The organism is Streptococcus ilei (assembly GCF_000479335.1).
Taxonomy (GTDB): domain Bacteria; phylum Bacillota; class Bacilli; order Lactobacillales; family Streptococcaceae; genus Streptococcus; species Streptococcus ilei.
The window spans coordinates 222341-239473 of sequence record NC_022584.1 but is presented as its reverse complement, the minus strand read 5'-3'; the positions used below and the strand labels follow the sequence as shown (position 1 = coordinate 239473).

The window sequence follows — 17133 nt, the reverse complement described above, 5'->3', positions numbered from 1 at the left end:
ACAAATAACTATTAGATAGAAGATAAGCTACGGTTCAACTCTGCAAGGTTCAAGTCAGCCTTGTGAGGGTTGTTCACCTTGATTTTGCCGTCTTCAGTCAAGCTGAAGAGAGCACCTTCTTCTGCACTACCAAGAATTGGGTTTTCCACCATTTGTTCATTGCGGATACCAACAGCTACACCACCGATACCAGCTTTCAACAACTTAACAGCATGTGCACCCAAACGTGAAGCAAGGACACGGTCACGCGCAGTAGGTGAACCACCACGTTGGATATGTCCAAGTTCTGTTACACGAAGATCGCTTGTATCTCCGGCATCTTTCAAGGCTTTACCGAATTCAGCAGCAGACATCACACCTTCAGCAAGGACGATGATATTGTGTGTACGACCTTTTTCGTAGCCCTTCTTGATACTCTCAACGACATCCTCGATAGCAAAGCCTTCTTCTGGAATGATAATTTCATCCGCACCAGAAGCAATACCAGACCAAAGGGCGATATCCCCGGCATGACGTCCCATTACCTCGATAACGAAAGTACGATGGTGACTAGATGATGTATCGCGGATCTTATCAATCGCGTCCATAACAGTTGTAACAGCTGTATCAAATCCGATTGTAAAATCTGTACCAACGATATCATTATCAATTGTCCCAGGAAGTCCTACAGCTGGGAAGCCATGTTCTGTCAAACGCATCGCACCGTGGTATGATCCATCACCACCGATAACGACGACACCTTCGATTCCATGTTTCTTCAACTGCTCGATCCCTTTTAATTGACCTTCGCGTTCAGCAAATTCTGGATAGCGAGCTGAATGAAGCATCGTTCCACCACGAGAAATAATATCCCCAACTGATGAAGCATCCAATTGATGGATATCGCCAGCAACCATACCAGCGTATCCATTATAGATACCAAATACTTCCATTCCTTCAGAAATTGCTTGGCGAACAACTGCACGGATAGCAGCATTCATTCCAGGGGCATCTCCTCCACTGGTTAAAACAGCAATACGTTTCATTTCGATATTTGCTCCTTTTTTTTCTTTTACATTCTAAATGATTATAACACAAAGAGGCTCAAATTTCTCCTATTTTCCGTAGATTTTATCGATAAATCGTTTTCATAGCAATACTTGCCAGCTCATTTTCTAACTTCTCGTTTTTCTGGACGGAAACTCCTTTTAATTGAATGGTCTTTTTCTCCTCTTCATAGCGAATAACGACAGGATAAGGACCTGGATAAGCTTTTAAAATATCTAAGACTGCCCGGTCCTCCTGGTGATCAAACAATTGAATCCAAAAACGCTGATTGGTGGCTTCTTCTGCTTCCATCAAAATCATTTGGAGTCGACCATCTCTAGACTGGATTTTCCCCTTGAGATAGTAATAGCCCTTCTCTCTTATTTTTGAACTATACTGGCGATAAGTTTCCGGAAAAAGAGTGACATCCATCTTCTTTTGGAGATCGGAAACTTGTAGAAAGGCCATATTTTCCCCATTTTTTGTTCGAATCGTCCGGATTGATTGGAGTTCGACTAGGATGGTGGCCTGTTCTCCTTCGCTTAAAGAAGCGATCGGCCGTACTGGTTGGCTACTTGCGGCTAGAATTTCCACCAGAGGATGAGGACTGAGACCGACCCCTATGACCCTTTGCTCCATTTCATACTTCTCAGCCTTGCTGTAGTCCTCGGCATCCATCCAGGAATAATTAGCTTCGCCAAATAAACTACCCAACTCATCTGCAAAAACAAATAGATTAGGAAGGTTCTGAAGGACTTTTCTTCGATTCTTTTCAAAGCAGTCAAACAAGCCCAATTCTACCAGTGGCGTTAAAAGAGGAAGTTTGTGGTACTGACTGGGCAAGCGCAAGATAAAATCTTCAATACTCTCAAACGGACGTTGGTCAATAATCCAAAAGGCTAGATCTTTTGGAAGACCTTTGATATTCTTCATTCCTAGATAAATCTTCTGATCTTGGAACTTATCTTTATAAGGAATGGTATTAATGGTCAAAGGAGCCACTTGGAAGTTGAATTGCAATGCATCGGTCAAGTAATCACTGCTAGAATAGTTGAGCATAATGTCAAAGAAGACATCTGGATAATGGACTTTAAAGTAGGCCAATTGGAAGGCCAGGGCTGAGTAAGCATAGGCATGGGAACGATTAAAGCCATAGCCAGCAAATTTTTCCATAATGGAAAACACTTGCTTGGCTTTTTCTGCACTATGTCCAAGAGCGATAGCCCCTTTGATAAAGTCATCTTCCATCCGATGCATTTCTGCAACGTTCTTTTTCCCCATGGCCCGTCTGAGGATATCGGCTTTTCCTAGACTAAAGCCAGCAAAGGTCTGGGCCACCTGCATGACTTGCTCCTGATAGAGCATGATGCCATAAGTTGGTGCTAGAATCTCTTCCAAACTAGGATCGATCATATCGACCTTTTCCTTGCCGTGCTTGCGTTTAACGAAATTATCAATATAGTCACTAGCTCCTGGCCGGTTCAAGGAAGTCGTCGCAACAATTTCTTCAAAACAGCTAGGTTGAACTCGTCTCAGCAAACGAATAGCTCCCGCTTGCTCAAACTGGAAGATACCCTTGGTATTGCCAGCAGCAAATAAAGCAATTGTTTCTGGATCTTCTAGAGGAATGTCCTCGATTTTAATATCCTTTTGATATTTTTCCTTCACTGCTTCCTGCATCCGTTGAGCAAAGGTCAAATTTCGTAGTCCTAAGAAGTCCATCTTGAGCAAGCCATTAGCTTCAACACCATGGGCATCATATTGGGTCAGATTCATCTCCTCACCCATCTTGATCGGAATTTGATTGGTGAGGTCCTCTCCACTCATGACAACGCCTGCCGCATGAATCGACGTCTGACGCGGTTGCCCTTCAATCCTCTTCGCAATTTCAAATCCTTTACGGTATTCTGGGCGACTTTGAATGGCTTGACGAAATGCTAAATTCTTTTCATAAGCAGAGGATAAGGTATCCCGCAAGCCGATCCGCTTGGTGAGGTTGGTTAACTCATATTCTGGGGTCCCAAATCTCTTAAAAACATCCCGAATGGCTTGCTTGGCCCCAAAAGTTGAGAAGGTCACAATTTGAGCCACGTGAGGACTGCGGTAGCGATTTTTAACATACTGGATAAATTTGGGACGATAGACATCTGGAATATCAATATCAATATCTGGCATTGTATAGCGCTCTAAGTTCAAAAAACGCTCAAAGAGAAGATTGTTCTTGACTGGATCAATCCCTGTAATATCCAAGGCATAGGCTACTAGACTACCAACTGCTGATCCACGTCCCATCCCCATATAGTAACCCTGACTTCGACCAAAGCGTAATAAATCCCAGACAATCAAGAAGTAGTCATCAAAGCCCATCTGATGGATGACAGCCAATTCATGACGCAAACGCTCTTGGTAAACCGCCTGGTTCAGCCCCTTGGCTCTCAAGCCTTCTTCAGCCAATTCACGTAATTCCTCGACTGCAGGCTTCTCTGGATTAAAGCGGGGAAGTTTTAATTGCGTATCAATCTCATAATGAACGGCCGCAAGAGTCTTCTCTAGATAAGGAATACTATCCGGAAAATTATGTGAAAATGCCCGCTCCAACTCTTCAGGTGACAGGAACATCATAGAGGTGTCAATAGCTCCTACTTCCTTCAGACTGCAATTATTACGAATGGCGTGAAGCATCTGAAGACTCTCCAAATCACTCGTAGAAAAATATCGGACCGTATGGAGTGGGAAAACAGGACGAGAAAAATGTTTCGCTGGAGTATCCGGAAAGACACCAATCGCAAAGTCTTGGCCTAAGTCTAAATACTCAATCCCTTCAAAATAGGGAACGATGATGGCTATATCATCCAATAAGTGTTGAAAGGCTGACCAATCTGTTGTCCCCATCATTTTCATGCTGGAAATTTTAATTAAGTGTTTGTAGCCTTTGGTTCCTAATGCAACCAAACGGATAGACAAAGGACCCACCGGTATCTCGACTTCCAAATCAAGACCTAGGACAGCCCCCATACCAGCTTTTTGACACTCTTCTAAAAACTCGTAAGCCCCATATAAATTATCGATGTCCATGAGACCAATTTGTTGGTAACCCATTTCTTTGGCACGATGAATATAGTCTCGAATAGAGACTAAACTGTCCATAAAGGTGTAGACTGATTTTGTGTCCAGCTGTGTAATCACCTTGTTCTCCTTTTCATCCGTTCTTTCCTTCTATTATACAGGAAATCCGGCAAAGAAGACACTCTTACCCATTGCCAATCCTGCCTAACAAAAAAAACAGACCGACTGATCTGCTTTTCTTTCTTATACGGAAGACATGGGATTCGAACCCACGCACGCTGTTACACGCCTACCGCGTTTCCAACACGGCCTCTTAAGCCTCTTGAGTAATCTTCCAAACTAGTATCCATTATACGGAAAAGCGCCCCTTCTGTCAACAAAAAATTTAGGAATCGCTCACAAGATATCATTGCTTGATGGATTTTAAAGAAATAAAAAGAGAGTGGGACAGAAATCGGTCATTCGTTAGAATTCGATTTCGTCGTCCCACCTCCTCACAGTTGAGTAGGGCTGTAAAAGCTGATGAATTCAGCGTAGTAGAACCCACTCAACCACTAAGTCTTGCTCGACAACCCAAAGACAGTTAAGAGGCTAGGACATTTGTCCCAGCCTCTTGCATATAAAAAATGGAGCCGGTGGGAGTCGAACCCACGTCCAAACATCTGCTAACATATTTGTCTACAACCATAGGTTATGTATTGGTTTAACAGCTCCTCGACACATAACTCAAGCCTAGGAACTGCGAGTCTATCAATCTCTTATCAAACTGCTAGACAAAGTTTGATCGTATCTCGCTAAAATCAAGACCTGTCATCAGACACGAGCAATCCGAATCGGGTCACGCCTGCTGGTTTTTAGGCAGCTAGAGCGTAAGAAGTGTTATTTTTTGCAGTTATATTTAACTGAGCGTTTACGTCGCCACACGAGTCGCAAAATATGCCTCATAATGCCTGTCGAATCCGTAACGACCCCAAAATGATATACTCAAGTGTATCATTTTTTGTATAAAATGGCAAAAGAAAAAGAGGGATCTCTTCCCTCTTTCACTTTTATTGCAAGTTTAGTTTGAATTTTGTTACATAATGTACCGTGAAATACATCGCTACAATTTTCACCACTTCATAGATATAGGCAGGAATAAAGTTAACAACTAAGATATCACTAAGAGTATCAGAAGACATAGTTGCAGTTCTTGAAAGTTCTGAAATAGATATAGAAGGGAACAATCTTCCAATGATACTTAGTACAACCCAAAGGATAAATCCAAAGACGAAGGCCATCACGATACGACTGTTAATGAAGAGCTGACCCAGTGAGATGGCACAGTAGAGCATTAAAATACCTGAAATAGTCGCTAACACTTGAAATAGCAAGCTTTGCCAAATAAGAGATGACCCAATCTTTTCGAACAATGGACCAAGTAAATCAAAAATATTCTGTTGTTGAGCGAGGCCAATCACTCCTAAGAAAATAAGCAAAGAAAGAATCAAGCTAATAAAACAGAAGATACTCCAAATCAAAGCAGATGTTACTTTTACAAGTAAAACAGTATGAGATCCAGTTGGCAAGGTCCAGGTCAAATAACCTTCACGACCAAAAATATTGTTGTAAAAACGACGAATAATAATGATATAGTTGGTCAAGGTCAAGCCAATGTAGCCCGCAAAAATGACCAAAACAACAATACTCCCAATAGTTAAGGCTGTGTTTTCTGTGAAAGTTGATGCCCCAGTTATAACACTAGAAGCTAATAAACCAGCAAAAATGGAGAGAATAGCAAGCACACCCGAAATAATGAGATACCACTTATAGGTTGCTTTTAATTCATATTTCATTAATTTCCCAAACATAAGAACCTCCTAATACATTCTAAATTGTTCACGGAAGATCTCATCAATCGATTTACCGTATTGGTTGCGAAGAACAGTTGTGTTTTCATGCAACAGAATACGACCTTGATTGATAAAGAGCGCTTCATCCAAGACTTGTTCAACGTCCGCAATCAAGTGGGTTGAAATCAATACAGATGAGTTTGGACGACGATTTTGAATGATGGTTCTAAGAATGTAATCACGCGCAGCAGGGTCTACTCCCCCAATTGGTTCATCCAGAATGTACAAATCCGCTTCACGGCTCATGACCAAAATTAATTGAACTTTTTCCTTATTCCCTTTAGAGAGTTGTTTCAATTTTTGCTCTGGGTGCAAATGTAAATCATTCAACAATTGATAAGCACGTTGAGCATTGAAATCCTTATAGAAGTCTTGGAAGAAACGGATTGTTTCTGAAATCTTCATATTTTCATCCAAATAAGTTGTATCTGGTAAATAAGAAACGACCTGTTTGGTTTTTGCAGACGGTACTTGGCCATGGATGTAGACATTACCAGAAGTTGGTTGCAAAAGCCCATTCACTAATTTAATAATGGTAGTTTTCCCACTTCCGTTTGGTCCTAACAAACCAATGATACGACCCGGTTGAATATTGACACTCACATCACCTAAGGCAATATGTTTACCATACACTTTTTGAACATGGTCTAAGTAGACCAAAGGGTACTGATTCATAATCTTCTCCTTAATTTAATAATGATTCTATTATAACCTTACTAAGAAGTGATTGCAAGATATAATCGGAAAAGAAGGTAGAATGTTCGTACTATTTGACATCCAAACCATCTTCATAAAAAAAGAGGAACATCTGTCCCTCCTTTAAATCAATTTTATTTAATTCCCAATGCAATCCGCGCATAGCGGCTCATCTTTTCAACCGTCCAAGCTGGATACCAGACCAATTTTACATCGACCTTGGTCACTTCTTCCATTCCTGTTAAGGCATCATAAATCTGATCCGTCAGCAAGTCTGCCAATGGACACCCCATAGTGGTTAGGGTCATATCGATTTCTGTTTCACCAGTTTCACCATCAAACCGAATTTCGTAGACTAAACCAAGGTTGACAATATCAATCCCTAATTCAGGATCGATGACCTGCTCTAGATTTTCAAGAATACGGTTTTTAATTTGTTCGATTTCTTCTGTCGTATAACTCATTCTTTACTCCTTCTTCGTTGGGTTCATCCCTATGAAGAATTTCTTTTTTTACGGAAACCCAAATATTAAGGAAACTCTATAAAAGACCGCCCGGACCTTCCTCGCTCCCGAATCTCTCGGCTCGGGTTAAAAAGGTCCCCCGGACCTGGGTCGCTTTTTTATTTCTAGGCGACCGTTAAAAAGGTCCCCCGGATCTTCCTCGCTTCCGAGTTTCTCGGCTCGGGTTAAAAAGGTCCCCCGGACCTGGGTCGCTTTTTTATTTCTAGGCGACCGTTAAAAAGGTCCCCCGGATCTTCCTCGCTTCCGAGTTTCTCGGCTCGGGTTAAAAAGGTCCCCCGGACCTTTTTAATCCTCTATAAAATCACGCAATGGTTTGCTTCTGCTTGGGTGGCGCAGTTTGCGGAGGGCTTTGGCTTCAATCTGACGGATCCGTTCACGGGTCACGTTAAAAACTTTCCCCACATCTTCCAAGGTTCGCATTTTACCGTCATCCAAACCAAAACGCAAACGAAGGACATTTTCTTCCCGGTCGGTAAGAGTATCAAGGACTTCATCCAATTGTTCGCGTAGTACCACACGAGTGGTGTAATCCACTGGATTTTCAATCACTTCGTCTTCGATAAAATCTCCCAAATGGCTATCGTCCTCTTCCCCGATTGGCGTTTCTAAAGAAACAGGCTCTTGAGCAATCTTCAAGATTTCGCGCACCTTATCAGGAGTCATATCCATGCGTTCAGCAATTTGTTCTGGTGTAGGATCTTGTCCCAATTCTTGCAAGAGGTTGCGTTGTTCACGAACCAACTTGTTAATAGTTTCTACCATGTGGACAGGAATACGAATGGTACGAGCCTGGTCTGCAATGGCACGGGTGATAGCCTGACGAATCCACCAAGTCGCATAAGTAGAAAACTTGAATCCTTTGGTATAGTCAAACTTATCAACGGCCTTCATCAAGCCCATGTTTCCTTCTTGGATCAAATCCAAGAATTGCATCCCACGACCAACATAGCGTTTCGCAATAGAAACAACCAAACGAAGGTTGGCTTCTGCCAAACGTTGCTTAGCTTCCAAGTCCCCTTGTTCCACCAAGATGGCCAATTCTTGTTCTTCTTCATTGGTCAAAAGAGGAACGACCCCAATTTCCTTCAAGTACATCCGTACTGGGTCATTGACCTTAGCAGAGTTGCTTCCAAGCAATTCCTCATCCGTCAACTCTGGTTCTTCTTCTTCGTTGTTCAGGACACGCGCACTTGGATTTCCTTCTTTATCCGTGATTGAAATCCCAGCATCTTGAATCCGTTGCAACAAATCATCAATTCCATCGGCATCCAAAGCAAAAGGAATGACCAATTGATCATTGATTTCATCATCTGTTGCAGTACCACTTTTCTTATGACTACGAATAAACTCTGCAATTTGGACATCTAAAGTTGTGATATCTTTTTGTTCTTTCGCCATTCCTACTCCATTCTTCTTTTTTGAGCGATTAGTCGCTCGAGTTCCAATAAAGCCTGATCCGCATCTCCACTGTGAGAGGCTTCTCGGACTTTTTTCCCTATTTGTTGACTTTCTTTACGGAGAAGCTCACGATTTCTCGTTTCTTCCACTTCTTCCAGCTCATTCTCCGCTATTTCATCCGGTAAATTTTCTTCTAACATCAGATACCAGGCTCGTTGGACTTCCTCTGTCTGCTCGGACAAATCCTGCGATGTCACTTCTCCATTTTGGCAAAGAAGTTGGTACAAGGTTTGCAAGGCAGGGGTATCAAATGAAAAATCTGTCCGAAGACGATATTCATTCAAAACATAAGGAAAAGCGTTCATCCGATGGAGAAGATGATTCTCAGCCCGAACCAGGCGAGGCAACTGCTTCTGTACAACAGTTGGACTAGCAACTGGAGCTTGTGTCTGGATTGGACCTTGATCTTGACGCTGACTACGCATCTGAAGACGACTAGCATTAACCGTTTGTTCCACCTGCAAATAATCAAAATCAACCAAGAGGTCGGCTAATTTATAAATGTAGGTATTTTGTGCCGTTACAGATGGCGTCTGAGCAATTAAAGGAGCCATTTTTTCAACAAATTCAATCTGCGCCTGCAAATTTTCAATATTGTCTGGCTTCCAATAATCCATAAGAAATTCTACGCGGCTAAGACGCGTTTTTTCCAATAAGTCTGCTAAAGCTTGCGGTGAATTCTTTTTGAGATACTCATCAGGGTCCATCTGATCAGGAATCTGGACAACCTCTACTTCCTGTTTTTCCAGAACCTCTAAAGCTTTTGCTGTCGCTAACCTTCCCGCTTTATCTCCATCATAGGCCAAGATAACCTTTTTGGTAAATTTGCTGAGATGGGCTACATGTTCACGGGTCAGAGCTGTCCCCATGGAAGCAACCGCATTCTCAATCCCAGCCCGGTAGGCTGCAATGACATCCATGAATCCTTCCATCAGGTAAAGTTCATGGTTCTTCTTAGCGACCTGCTTGGCCTTATCCAAATGGTACAACTCATAACTCTTGTTAAAAAGGAGCGTACTACGGCTGTTCTTATATTTCCCCTGAGGCTTGGTCCCTTCGGCTTGGTCACGCCAAAGTCGACCAGAAAAAGCAATAACTCGACCAGTATCGTCCGATAAGGGAAACATAATGCGATCTTGAAAAGCATCATACATAGTTCCCATATCACTAATATGAAAGAGACCCGACTCGGCCATAATGTTTTCTGAAAACTTTCCAGAAACACTCTGATACAGATAATTCCCTTCTGCTGGTGCTAGGCCTATTTGAAAATGCCGAAGCACCTCATCATCAAGCCCTCGATCGTAAAGGTATTGCCGAGCATCCTCTCCCATCTTTGTCGTCATCAGGATCGCATGATAGAATTTGGCAGCCTCTTGATGAATCTCATAAAAGGGTTGTTTCCCATCTGTTTGTTGTCCCCTGGACTGAGAGGGAGCAAGAGCTTGCACCTGAATGCCTACCTGATCTCCAACAATTTGAACAGCTTCCATGAAGGAGACGCCACGATAGTCTTCGATAAACTTAAAAACATCGCCTGATTTGCCACAACCAAAACAATGATAGAACTGTTTATCCTCGACGACATTAAAAGAAGGCGTCTTTTCACCATGAAAAGGGCAGAGACCTAAAAAGTTTCGTCCTGCCTTTGTCAATTGAACAACTTCTCCGATTACATCTACAATATTCACACTGTTTTTAATTTCTGAAATCAGTTGTTTGTCAACCATAAACAGTGCCTCCATTTTACCATAGAATATCATTAACTATTTTAAACTAATTTTTGTCAATTGTAAATCATTCAGATTGATTTTCACCCTATTTTTCCACATCTTTCCATAGTTTCTAAAATCAACAGTTTGCTTAAATCAACTTTTTCTAAAAATTTGAGCATAAATATTGAATTCAACAAACTTTTTGGTTATACTATGGTCTGTAAAAAATTTATTATGAAAGGACATATTTAGGATATGTTAAAAGAATTGAAAGCTTTTCTCCTTCGTGGGAACGTTGTTGACCTTGCTGTTGCAGTTATCATCGGGGCTGCATTTGGAGCTATCGTAACATCATTTGTGAACGATATCATCACTCCACTTATTTTGAACCCAGCTTTGGAAGCTGCTCATGTTAAAAATATTGCTGAATTGACATGGAACGGTGTTGCATACGGTAGCTTCTTGAGCGCTGTTATCAACTTCCTTGTTATCGGTACTGTTCTTTTCTTCGTAGTGAAAGCCGCTGAAAAAGCTCAAAACCTTGGTAAAAAGGAAGAAGCTGCTGAAGAAGAAGTTGCTGGTCCTACTCAAGAAGAGTTGCTTGCTGAGATCCGCGACTTGCTTGCAAACAAATAATCAGATAAAAAGACCCGATCTTCTAATTTGAAGGTCGGTTTTTTTGTCTTCGATTTTTCTAGAGAAACAAAAAACAGACCGAGGTCTGTTCTTGTCTTCAATTAGAATTTTTTACGTTTACGAGCTGCTTCTGATTTACGTTTACGTTTTACAGAAGGTTTTTCATAGAATTCACGTTTGCGTGTTTCTTGAAGAGTACCAGCTTTAGTAACCGCGCGTTTGAAACGACGAAGAGCATCGTCAAGAGATTCATTCTTACGTACTACTGTTTTTGACATGTTTTTCACTCCCTTCAAGTTCAAGATCTATTCTATTCTACACGGAATTCTAAAGATTGTCAAGAAAAAGTTAAAGGAATTCATCTCTGGCAACTCTCTAAACCTTTATCCAATCTGTTTGAGGATTCATTCTTTTTGAATTCCTTTCATTCATAACGATCATAAAGGTTTGATATTACTTGTTCGAATGCTTCTAATTCCTCCCAATAATTCATTGGGAGATTGCTAATTTTACTTAGATCATTCTCATCAAAATGATAGACCAGATGGCGCAAGATTTGATTTTCAATCCAACGCAAGTCTCTTAGTTGCTCGATGCTGACTGATTCCAAAGCTACTAGATACTGACAAAGAGCAGCAAGTGACTCCGAATGAAACACTTTCTTCTCATGCAAATAATATAGAAAACTAAAATGATCAGCTCTTCTATTATCTTCTATTAAATTCTTTTCTTTCATCCTACTCCTTTTATAAAAACCGTTTACTCAACAAAAGATAAAAACACTTTCCGTAATATCTACGAAAAGTGTTCTGGTCTTACAAATAAAGGAAGCTAAAGAGGGCAATGGCAACGATTGCAGCCAAGATTGGTGCTACAACTGGTACCCAAGCGTACCACCATTTTGAATCTCCCTTGTGTTCACCTAAAACAGATTTTGGAAGGAAGGCGTGAACCAAACGAGGACCAAGGTCACGTGCAGGGTTCAAACCAGGTCCTGTAGGACCACCAAGTGATGTCACCAAAGCCATAACGAGGAATCCAAGTGCCAAGTGAGCAACTCCTAGACCAGGAGCATGTGCTTGTGACAAAGCCAATTTTGCAGCTGTTGAAGAAGCATCAAAAATACCTCCCTGCTCAGTCGCAGCTCTTTGAGCTAGAGAAGCAACCTCTGCACCGAAGAAGTGTTTTGTCAAGGCAAGTGCACCGAAGAAAAGGACGAATGATCCAGCAAATTCATTGACGAAACCATTGATGGTTGCTGCTTTACGTGATTCTGGAGTTCCTTTATCCAAGCTAGAAATCGTTGAGAATGTTCCCAAGATATTGTTTGGATTTTCAGTTTGGAGGTAATATGGACGGTGAGTCGCAACGACAACCAATTGTCCAAACATAGCTCCGAGAATTTGAGCAACGATGTAGTATAAAACATTTTCCCAAGGGAAGAGTCCGCTAACTGCAAGACCAATCGTAAAGGCAGGGTTGATATGGTTACCAGAAACGTTACCAAACATCAAGGCTGGCATCATAACACCAATTCCGTACCCGATTGCAATCACGAGCCATCCACTTTGATGCCCTTTGGTACCCTTCAATTCAACGTTTGCAACGGCACCATTTCCTAAAATAATCAATAAAGCTGTTGCAATAAATTCGGTCGCAACTTTAACCCAAAAATCAAATTGCATTTTTGAATAATCTCCTTATAAAAAAATAATAATAATTTATTCTATCAGAATATCGAACACTTGTAAATAAACCGAACATTATTTTTAAAAAATATATCTTAATCCCTTGATTCATCCTTTTTAATTCTTGTATTATCCTCCACTTTCTATTTAACTCCGAATTATGATACAATAGGATTAGTTACACATCACAAAGGAGATATCATGTCTGAAATCTATGACATTACCATTATCGGCGGTGGCCCTGTAGGGCTCTTTGCTGCCTTCTATGGCCATCTGCGTCAAGTAAAAGTAAAATTGATTGATTCCCTCCCTCAACTAGGTGGTCAACCTGCTATTCTCTATCCTGAAAAGACAATTTTGGATGTCCCTGGTTTTACCAACCTAACAGGGGAAGAATTGTCCAAACGGTTGATCAATCAATTAAACACATTCGAGACTGAAATTTGTTTGAATGAAACTGTTTTGGATATTCATAAAAACGAGGATCACTTCCTAATTGAAACCAATAAAGACCAACATTTCAGTCGTGCTGTCATTATTGCTATGGGCGGTGGTGCCTTCAAACCACGTCCATTAGAAGTGGATGGAGCTGAAGAATTTGAGAACGTCCACTACCATGTTTCAAATATCCAACAATATACTGGCAAACAAGTTGCTATTCTAGGTGGAGGAGATTCAGCAGTCGATTGGGCCCTGGCCTTTGAAAAAATCGCACCGACAACTCTGGTCCATCGTCGTGATAATTTCCGAGCTCTCGAACATAGCGTTGAGGAATTAAAGGCTTCTTCTGTCTCTATTCAAACTCCTTATGTTCCTAGTCGCTTAATCGGAGAAAATGGCCGTGCCAGCCACCTGGAAATCACCAAGGTCAAATCAGATGAAACCCAATTAGTCCCTATCGATGAACTCTTTGTCAACTACGGCTTCAAATCGTCAGTCGGCAAATTAAAAGAATGGGGCTTGGATCTCCAACGTCATAAAATCCTCGTGAATCGCAAACAGGAGACCAGTCGTGAAGGAATCTATGCTTGTGGCGATTGTTGCTTCTATGATGGGAAAATTGATTTAATTGCAACCGGCTTAGGCGAAGCTCCTACAGCAGTGAATAACGCCATTAATTACATTTATCCAGATAAGAAAGTTCAACCAGTCCACTCGACTAGCTTATAAGAAAAATCCTTGTAATCATGTTCCTAGTCGCTTAATCGGAGAAAATGGCCGTGCCAGCCACCTGGAAATCACCAAGGTCAAATCAGATGAAACCCAATTAGTCCCTATCGATGAACTCTTTGTCAACTACGGCTTCAAATCGTCAGTCGGCAAATTAAAAGAATGGGGCTTGGATCTCCAACGTCATAAAATCCTCGTGAATCGCAAACAGGAGACCAGTCGTGAAGGAATCTATGCTTGTGGCGATTGTTGCTTCTATGATGGGAAAATTGATTTAATTGCAACCGGCTTAGGCGAAGCTCCTACAGCAGTGAATAACGCCATTAATTACATTTATCCAGATAAGAAAGTTCAACCAGTCCACTCGACTAGCTTATAAGAAAAATCCTTTGAATCATGATTCAAAGATTTTTTCTTACAAATTATCCAATTCTTCTGCAATCTTATTGATTTTCCGCAAGCGATGATTGACGCCACTTTTGGTCAAGGGCGTTTTCAAGGCATCTGCAATTTGCTGAATGGAATAATCGGGATTCTGAATTCGAACATAAGCAACTTCCTGAAGCTCGACAGGAAGGCCACCTAATCCAATAGTATCCATGATTTTGACGATATTGTTGATGGTCTTCATACTAGCTGTAACCGTCCGCGCGATATTGGCCATTTCAGCATTGTTAGCTCGATTAAGATCATTGCGCGCCTCTCGCATGACCTTGACAGACTCAAATTCTTCCAAGGCCTGCTTCGCTTCTACCAAGATGAGGAAATCAATAATATCCTCCGCCCGCTGCAAATAGGTGACAACTCCTTTTTTGCGTTCGATGGTCTTGGCATCTAACAAAAAGTGTTGCATCAGGTTGGCCAAATCCTGGGCATGGTCAGAATAAACCGAACTAATCTCTAATTGATAGCGTCCTGATTCCGGATCCTTGATGGTCCCACTTGCTAAGAAAGCTCCTCTCAGATAAGCGCGACTTGCTTCATCTTCTTCCAAGATTCTCGGGTCAATCCCAGTCTCAATACCAAAGAAAGAATCAGCCAAATGCAGGTCTGCAAGAATGTCTTCGACTTTTTCATCAATAGAAACAGTATAGACGCGATTCTTTTTCAAATTGGTTTTTTGGTGGTGACGAATATCGGATTTAACCTGATAAAACTCTACAATTAATTCATAGATATGGCGGGCAATCTTAGCATTCTCCGTTGTCAGAGACAAACTTAAGCCCCCCATACTCAAGCCCAAACTACCTGACATCTTAATCAGAGCAGATAACTCACTTTTCTCAAAGCGGTGAAGGGTCAAGAGCTCTTCTTTTACTTTAATGGTAAAACTCATTTAATCACCTGTACCATTTGCATCAGTTCATCCACAACAGCTTCTCCATCATGGAAGGCTCCGCCATTTTCCAAGCGTAGGAAATTGGTTGAAATAACTCGGGGCACTTGAGATTTTAAACCTGCAAAATCGTGTTCTACTTGAACCAGATATTCATCAAATCGATTCGTGTCCATATATTCTTGAGGTACTTTTTCAATATTGACCAAAACAGTATCAATAAAAGGCTTCTTCAAGTGTTTATGAAGGACGGATACATGGTCACTGTCAGTAAAGTGTTCTGTCTCCCCACGTTGGGTCATGATGTTGCAGACATAAGCGACCTCTGCTTTTGTATCAAGCAAGGCTTGTCCAATTTCCTCAATCATTAGATTAGGAAGGATCGATGTAAAGAGAGAACCAGGTCCTAAAATAACCATATCACTTTCTAAAATCGCATCTACTACTTTTCGACTCGCTTTCGGCGTCTCATCATTATAGGTATTGGTGACATAGACATAATCAATCATGCCCTCATGATGGGCGATTTCACTCTCACCAGCGACTTCTGACCCATCCATAAATACGGCATGAAGGGTCAACGGTGTATCGCTGGAAGGATAGATTTTTCCTGTCGTATGGAAAAATTTCGTAAGCAATTGCATGGCATTATAGGTCGAACCCTGCATTTCAGAAATCCCAGCAATAATCAAATTCCCTAGAGGATGACCAGCTAGTGGCCCATCGTCTTCCGCAAAACGATATTGAAAGACTTTTTCATAAAAACGAGGCATGTCAGACATGGCTACTAGAACATTTCGCAAGTCGCCTGGTGGGGTCAATTGATGAATATTTTTTCGAAGTTCTCCAGAGCTACCACCATCATCCGCCACTGTCACAATGGCCGTAATTTCAACATCCTTTTTCCGTAGGCTATTCAAGATGACGGAAATCCCTGTACCGCCTCCGATGACGGTCATTTTTGGTTTTCTCATGAACGATTCACCGTTTCTTTCCGTCGGTCTTTGTCGCGATGACTCATATTAACCGTCCAATCTTTAGCTAAATCACGTCCGAGCCGTGCCGCAAAGGCAACTGAACGGTGTTGACCGCCTGTACATCCCATAGCAATAGTCAAGACAGACTTCCCTTCTCGTTTGTATGCTGGCAAGATGGGAGCAATCAACTCGTAAAGATGACGATAAAACTCTTCTGATTCTTTGTGATCCATGACATAGTTATAGACATCATCATCTAGCCCTGTTTGATTCCGTAGCTCTGGTTGGTAGTAAGGATTAGGTAGGAAACGAACATCAAAGACCAAGTCCGCATCTAAAGGCAAACCATACTTAAAACCAAAGGACATGACTTCAATTCGAAATTCGGGCTGACTATCTTGTCTGGAGAATTGTTCAGCAATCACTTTACGAAGATTACGGGGAGTTAATTCCGTCGTATCAATGACATTTTGACTCATGTTTTTAAGCGGAGCCAAAAGTTCACGTTCTAGAGTAATCCCATCCAAGACGCGCCCATCAGCAGCCAGTGGATGACTACGACGGGTTTCTTTGTAGCGAGCAACCAATTCACTGTCGGTCGCATCCAAAAATAGAATTTTAAAATCAATTCCTTCGTGATTCTCTAATTCGTCCAAAATGGAGCGAATTTCTGCAAAGAAAGACCGACTACGCATATCCACGACGAGAGCCAACTTGTTATTGTCCATCGAGAGTTGAATCAGCTCTATAAATTTTGGCAAGAGAGCTGGAGGCATATTATCAATGGTGAAATAGCCCATATCTTCAAAGGACTGAATGGCTACGGTCTTCCCTGCTCCACTCATTCCTGTTACAATGACCAGTTGAATTGTTTTTTCTGTATCTGTCATCCTAATCACCTTTTCCTTACAAAAAAGGAGGAGGGCATCATCTTTCCAGTTGGTCAGTC

General features: G+C 41.5%; 15 protein-coding genes, 1 tRNA gene, 1 other RNA gene and 1 pseudogene. 3 read left to right on the top strand and 15 right to left on the bottom strand.

Features of this window, described 5'->3' with window-relative positions; all coding sequences use genetic code 11:
- Window positions 1–11: 11 nt before the first annotated feature.
- The 9 genes from pfkA to dnaG all read right to left on the bottom strand — a co-directional run bounded on the left by pfkA (window position 12) and on the right by dnaG (window position 10392).
- Window positions 12–1025 carry a 6-phosphofructokinase gene (pfkA, locus tag N596_RS01265; RefSeq protein ID WP_023026651.1) on the bottom strand — a complete coding sequence of 338 codons (1014 nt, stop codon included), beginning with the start codon at window positions 1023–1025 and terminating at the stop codon, window positions 12–14.
- A gap of 85 nt (window positions 1026–1110) precedes the next feature.
- Window positions 1111–4212, bottom strand: coding sequence for a DNA polymerase III subunit alpha (locus tag N596_RS01260; protein ID WP_023026650.1), 3102 nt, complete (start codon window positions 4210–4212; stop codon window positions 1111–1113).
- Window positions 4213–4340: 128 nt separating this feature from the next.
- Window positions 4341–4428: transfer RNA gene (locus N596_RS01255), tRNA-Ser, on the bottom strand.
- 288 nt (window positions 4429–4716) lie between these two features.
- Window positions 4717–5064: a transfer-messenger RNA gene (gene ssrA / locus N596_RS09535) on the bottom strand.
- Window positions 5065–5141: 77 nt separating this feature from the next.
- Window positions 5142–5942, bottom strand: coding sequence for a hypothetical protein (locus N596_RS01250; protein ID WP_023022798.1), 801 nt, complete (start codon window positions 5940–5942; stop codon window positions 5142–5144).
- Window positions 5943–5951: 9 nt separating this feature from the next.
- Window positions 5952–6659 (bottom strand): ABC transporter ATP-binding protein, encoded by a 708-nt coding sequence (locus N596_RS01245; protein ID WP_023022796.1) that lies wholly within the window; start codon window positions 6657–6659, stop codon window positions 5952–5954.
- Between the two features lie 155 nt (window positions 6660–6814).
- The gene (locus N596_RS01240) at window positions 6815–7144 is read right to left on the bottom strand and encodes a metal-sulfur cluster assembly factor (protein WP_006596590.1); all 330 of its coding nucleotides are present in this window, start codon (window positions 7142–7144) and stop codon (window positions 6815–6817) included.
- A gap of 345 nt (window positions 7145–7489) precedes the next feature.
- Window positions 7490–8602, bottom strand: coding sequence for an RNA polymerase sigma factor RpoD (gene rpoD / locus N596_RS01235; protein ID WP_023022794.1), 1113 nt, complete (start codon window positions 8600–8602; stop codon window positions 7490–7492).
- Window positions 8603–8604: 2 nt separating this feature from the next.
- Complete coding sequence (dnaG, locus tag N596_RS01230) at window positions 8605–10392, bottom strand: DNA primase (RefSeq protein WP_023026649.1); 1788 nt, start codon at window positions 10390–10392, stop codon at window positions 8605–8607.
- Between the two features lie 240 nt (window positions 10393–10632).
- Here dnaG and mscL point away from each other — a divergent pair, with 240 nt between their 5' ends.
- Window positions 10633–11013: a large conductance mechanosensitive channel protein MscL gene (mscL, locus tag N596_RS01225; protein WP_023022790.1), complete on the top strand. Its 381-nt coding sequence runs from the start codon at window positions 10633–10635 to the stop codon at window positions 11011–11013.
- 101 nt (window positions 11014–11114) lie between these two features.
- On the opposite strand, the gene rpsU is transcribed toward mscL, so the two are convergent.
- From rpsU to gla, 3 genes are all read right to left on the bottom strand, one after another.
- Window positions 11115–11291: a 30S ribosomal protein S21 gene (gene rpsU, locus N596_RS01220; protein WP_000048054.1), complete on the bottom strand. Its 177-nt coding sequence runs from the start codon at window positions 11289–11291 to the stop codon at window positions 11115–11117.
- A 146-nt stretch (window positions 11292–11437) separates the two neighbouring features.
- Entirely contained in the window at window positions 11438–11749 is a 312-nt protein-coding gene (locus N596_RS01215) for a hypothetical protein (RefSeq protein ID WP_023026648.1), read from the bottom strand.
- Between the two features lie 79 nt (window positions 11750–11828).
- Complete coding sequence (gene gla, locus N596_RS01210; protein ID WP_023026647.1) at window positions 11829–12698, bottom strand: aquaglyceroporin Gla; 870 nt, start codon at window positions 12696–12698, stop codon at window positions 11829–11831.
- Window positions 12699–12902: 204 nt separating this feature from the next.
- Here gla and N596_RS01205 point away from each other — a divergent pair, with 204 nt between their 5' ends.
- Both N596_RS01205 and N596_RS01200 read left to right on the top strand, forming a co-directional pair.
- The gene (locus tag N596_RS01205; protein WP_023022783.1) at window positions 12903–13871 is read left to right on the top strand and encodes an NAD(P)/FAD-dependent oxidoreductase; all 969 of its coding nucleotides are present in this window, start codon (window positions 12903–12905) and stop codon (window positions 13869–13871) included.
- Between the two features lie 19 nt (window positions 13872–13890).
- Window positions 13891–14250 (top strand): annotated as a pseudogene (locus N596_RS01200) (NAD(P)/FAD-dependent oxidoreductase); the annotation flags it as partial.
- Between the two features lie 36 nt (window positions 14251–14286).
- On the opposite strand, the gene whiA reads toward N596_RS01200, so the two are convergent.
- From whiA to rapZ, 3 genes are read right to left on the bottom strand one after another with little or no spacing between them, the layout of a single operon-like run.
- Window positions 14287–15207: a DNA-binding protein WhiA gene (whiA, locus tag N596_RS01195; protein WP_023026645.1), complete on the bottom strand. Its 921-nt coding sequence runs from the start codon at window positions 15205–15207 to the stop codon at window positions 14287–14289.
- Window positions 15204–16181, bottom strand: a complete 978-nt coding sequence (locus N596_RS01190) for a YvcK family protein (RefSeq protein ID WP_023026644.1) — start codon at window positions 16179–16181, stop codon at window positions 15204–15206. Before N596_RS01190 ends, whiA begins: the two co-directional genes overlap by 4 nt.
- A complete protein-coding gene (gene rapZ / locus N596_RS01185) occupies window positions 16178–17074 on the bottom strand; it encodes an RNase adapter RapZ (protein ID WP_023022776.1) in 897 nt (298 codons plus the stop codon). The genes N596_RS01190 and rapZ overlap by 4 nt, the downstream gene beginning before the upstream one ends.
- Window positions 17075–17133: the final 59 nt, after the last annotated feature.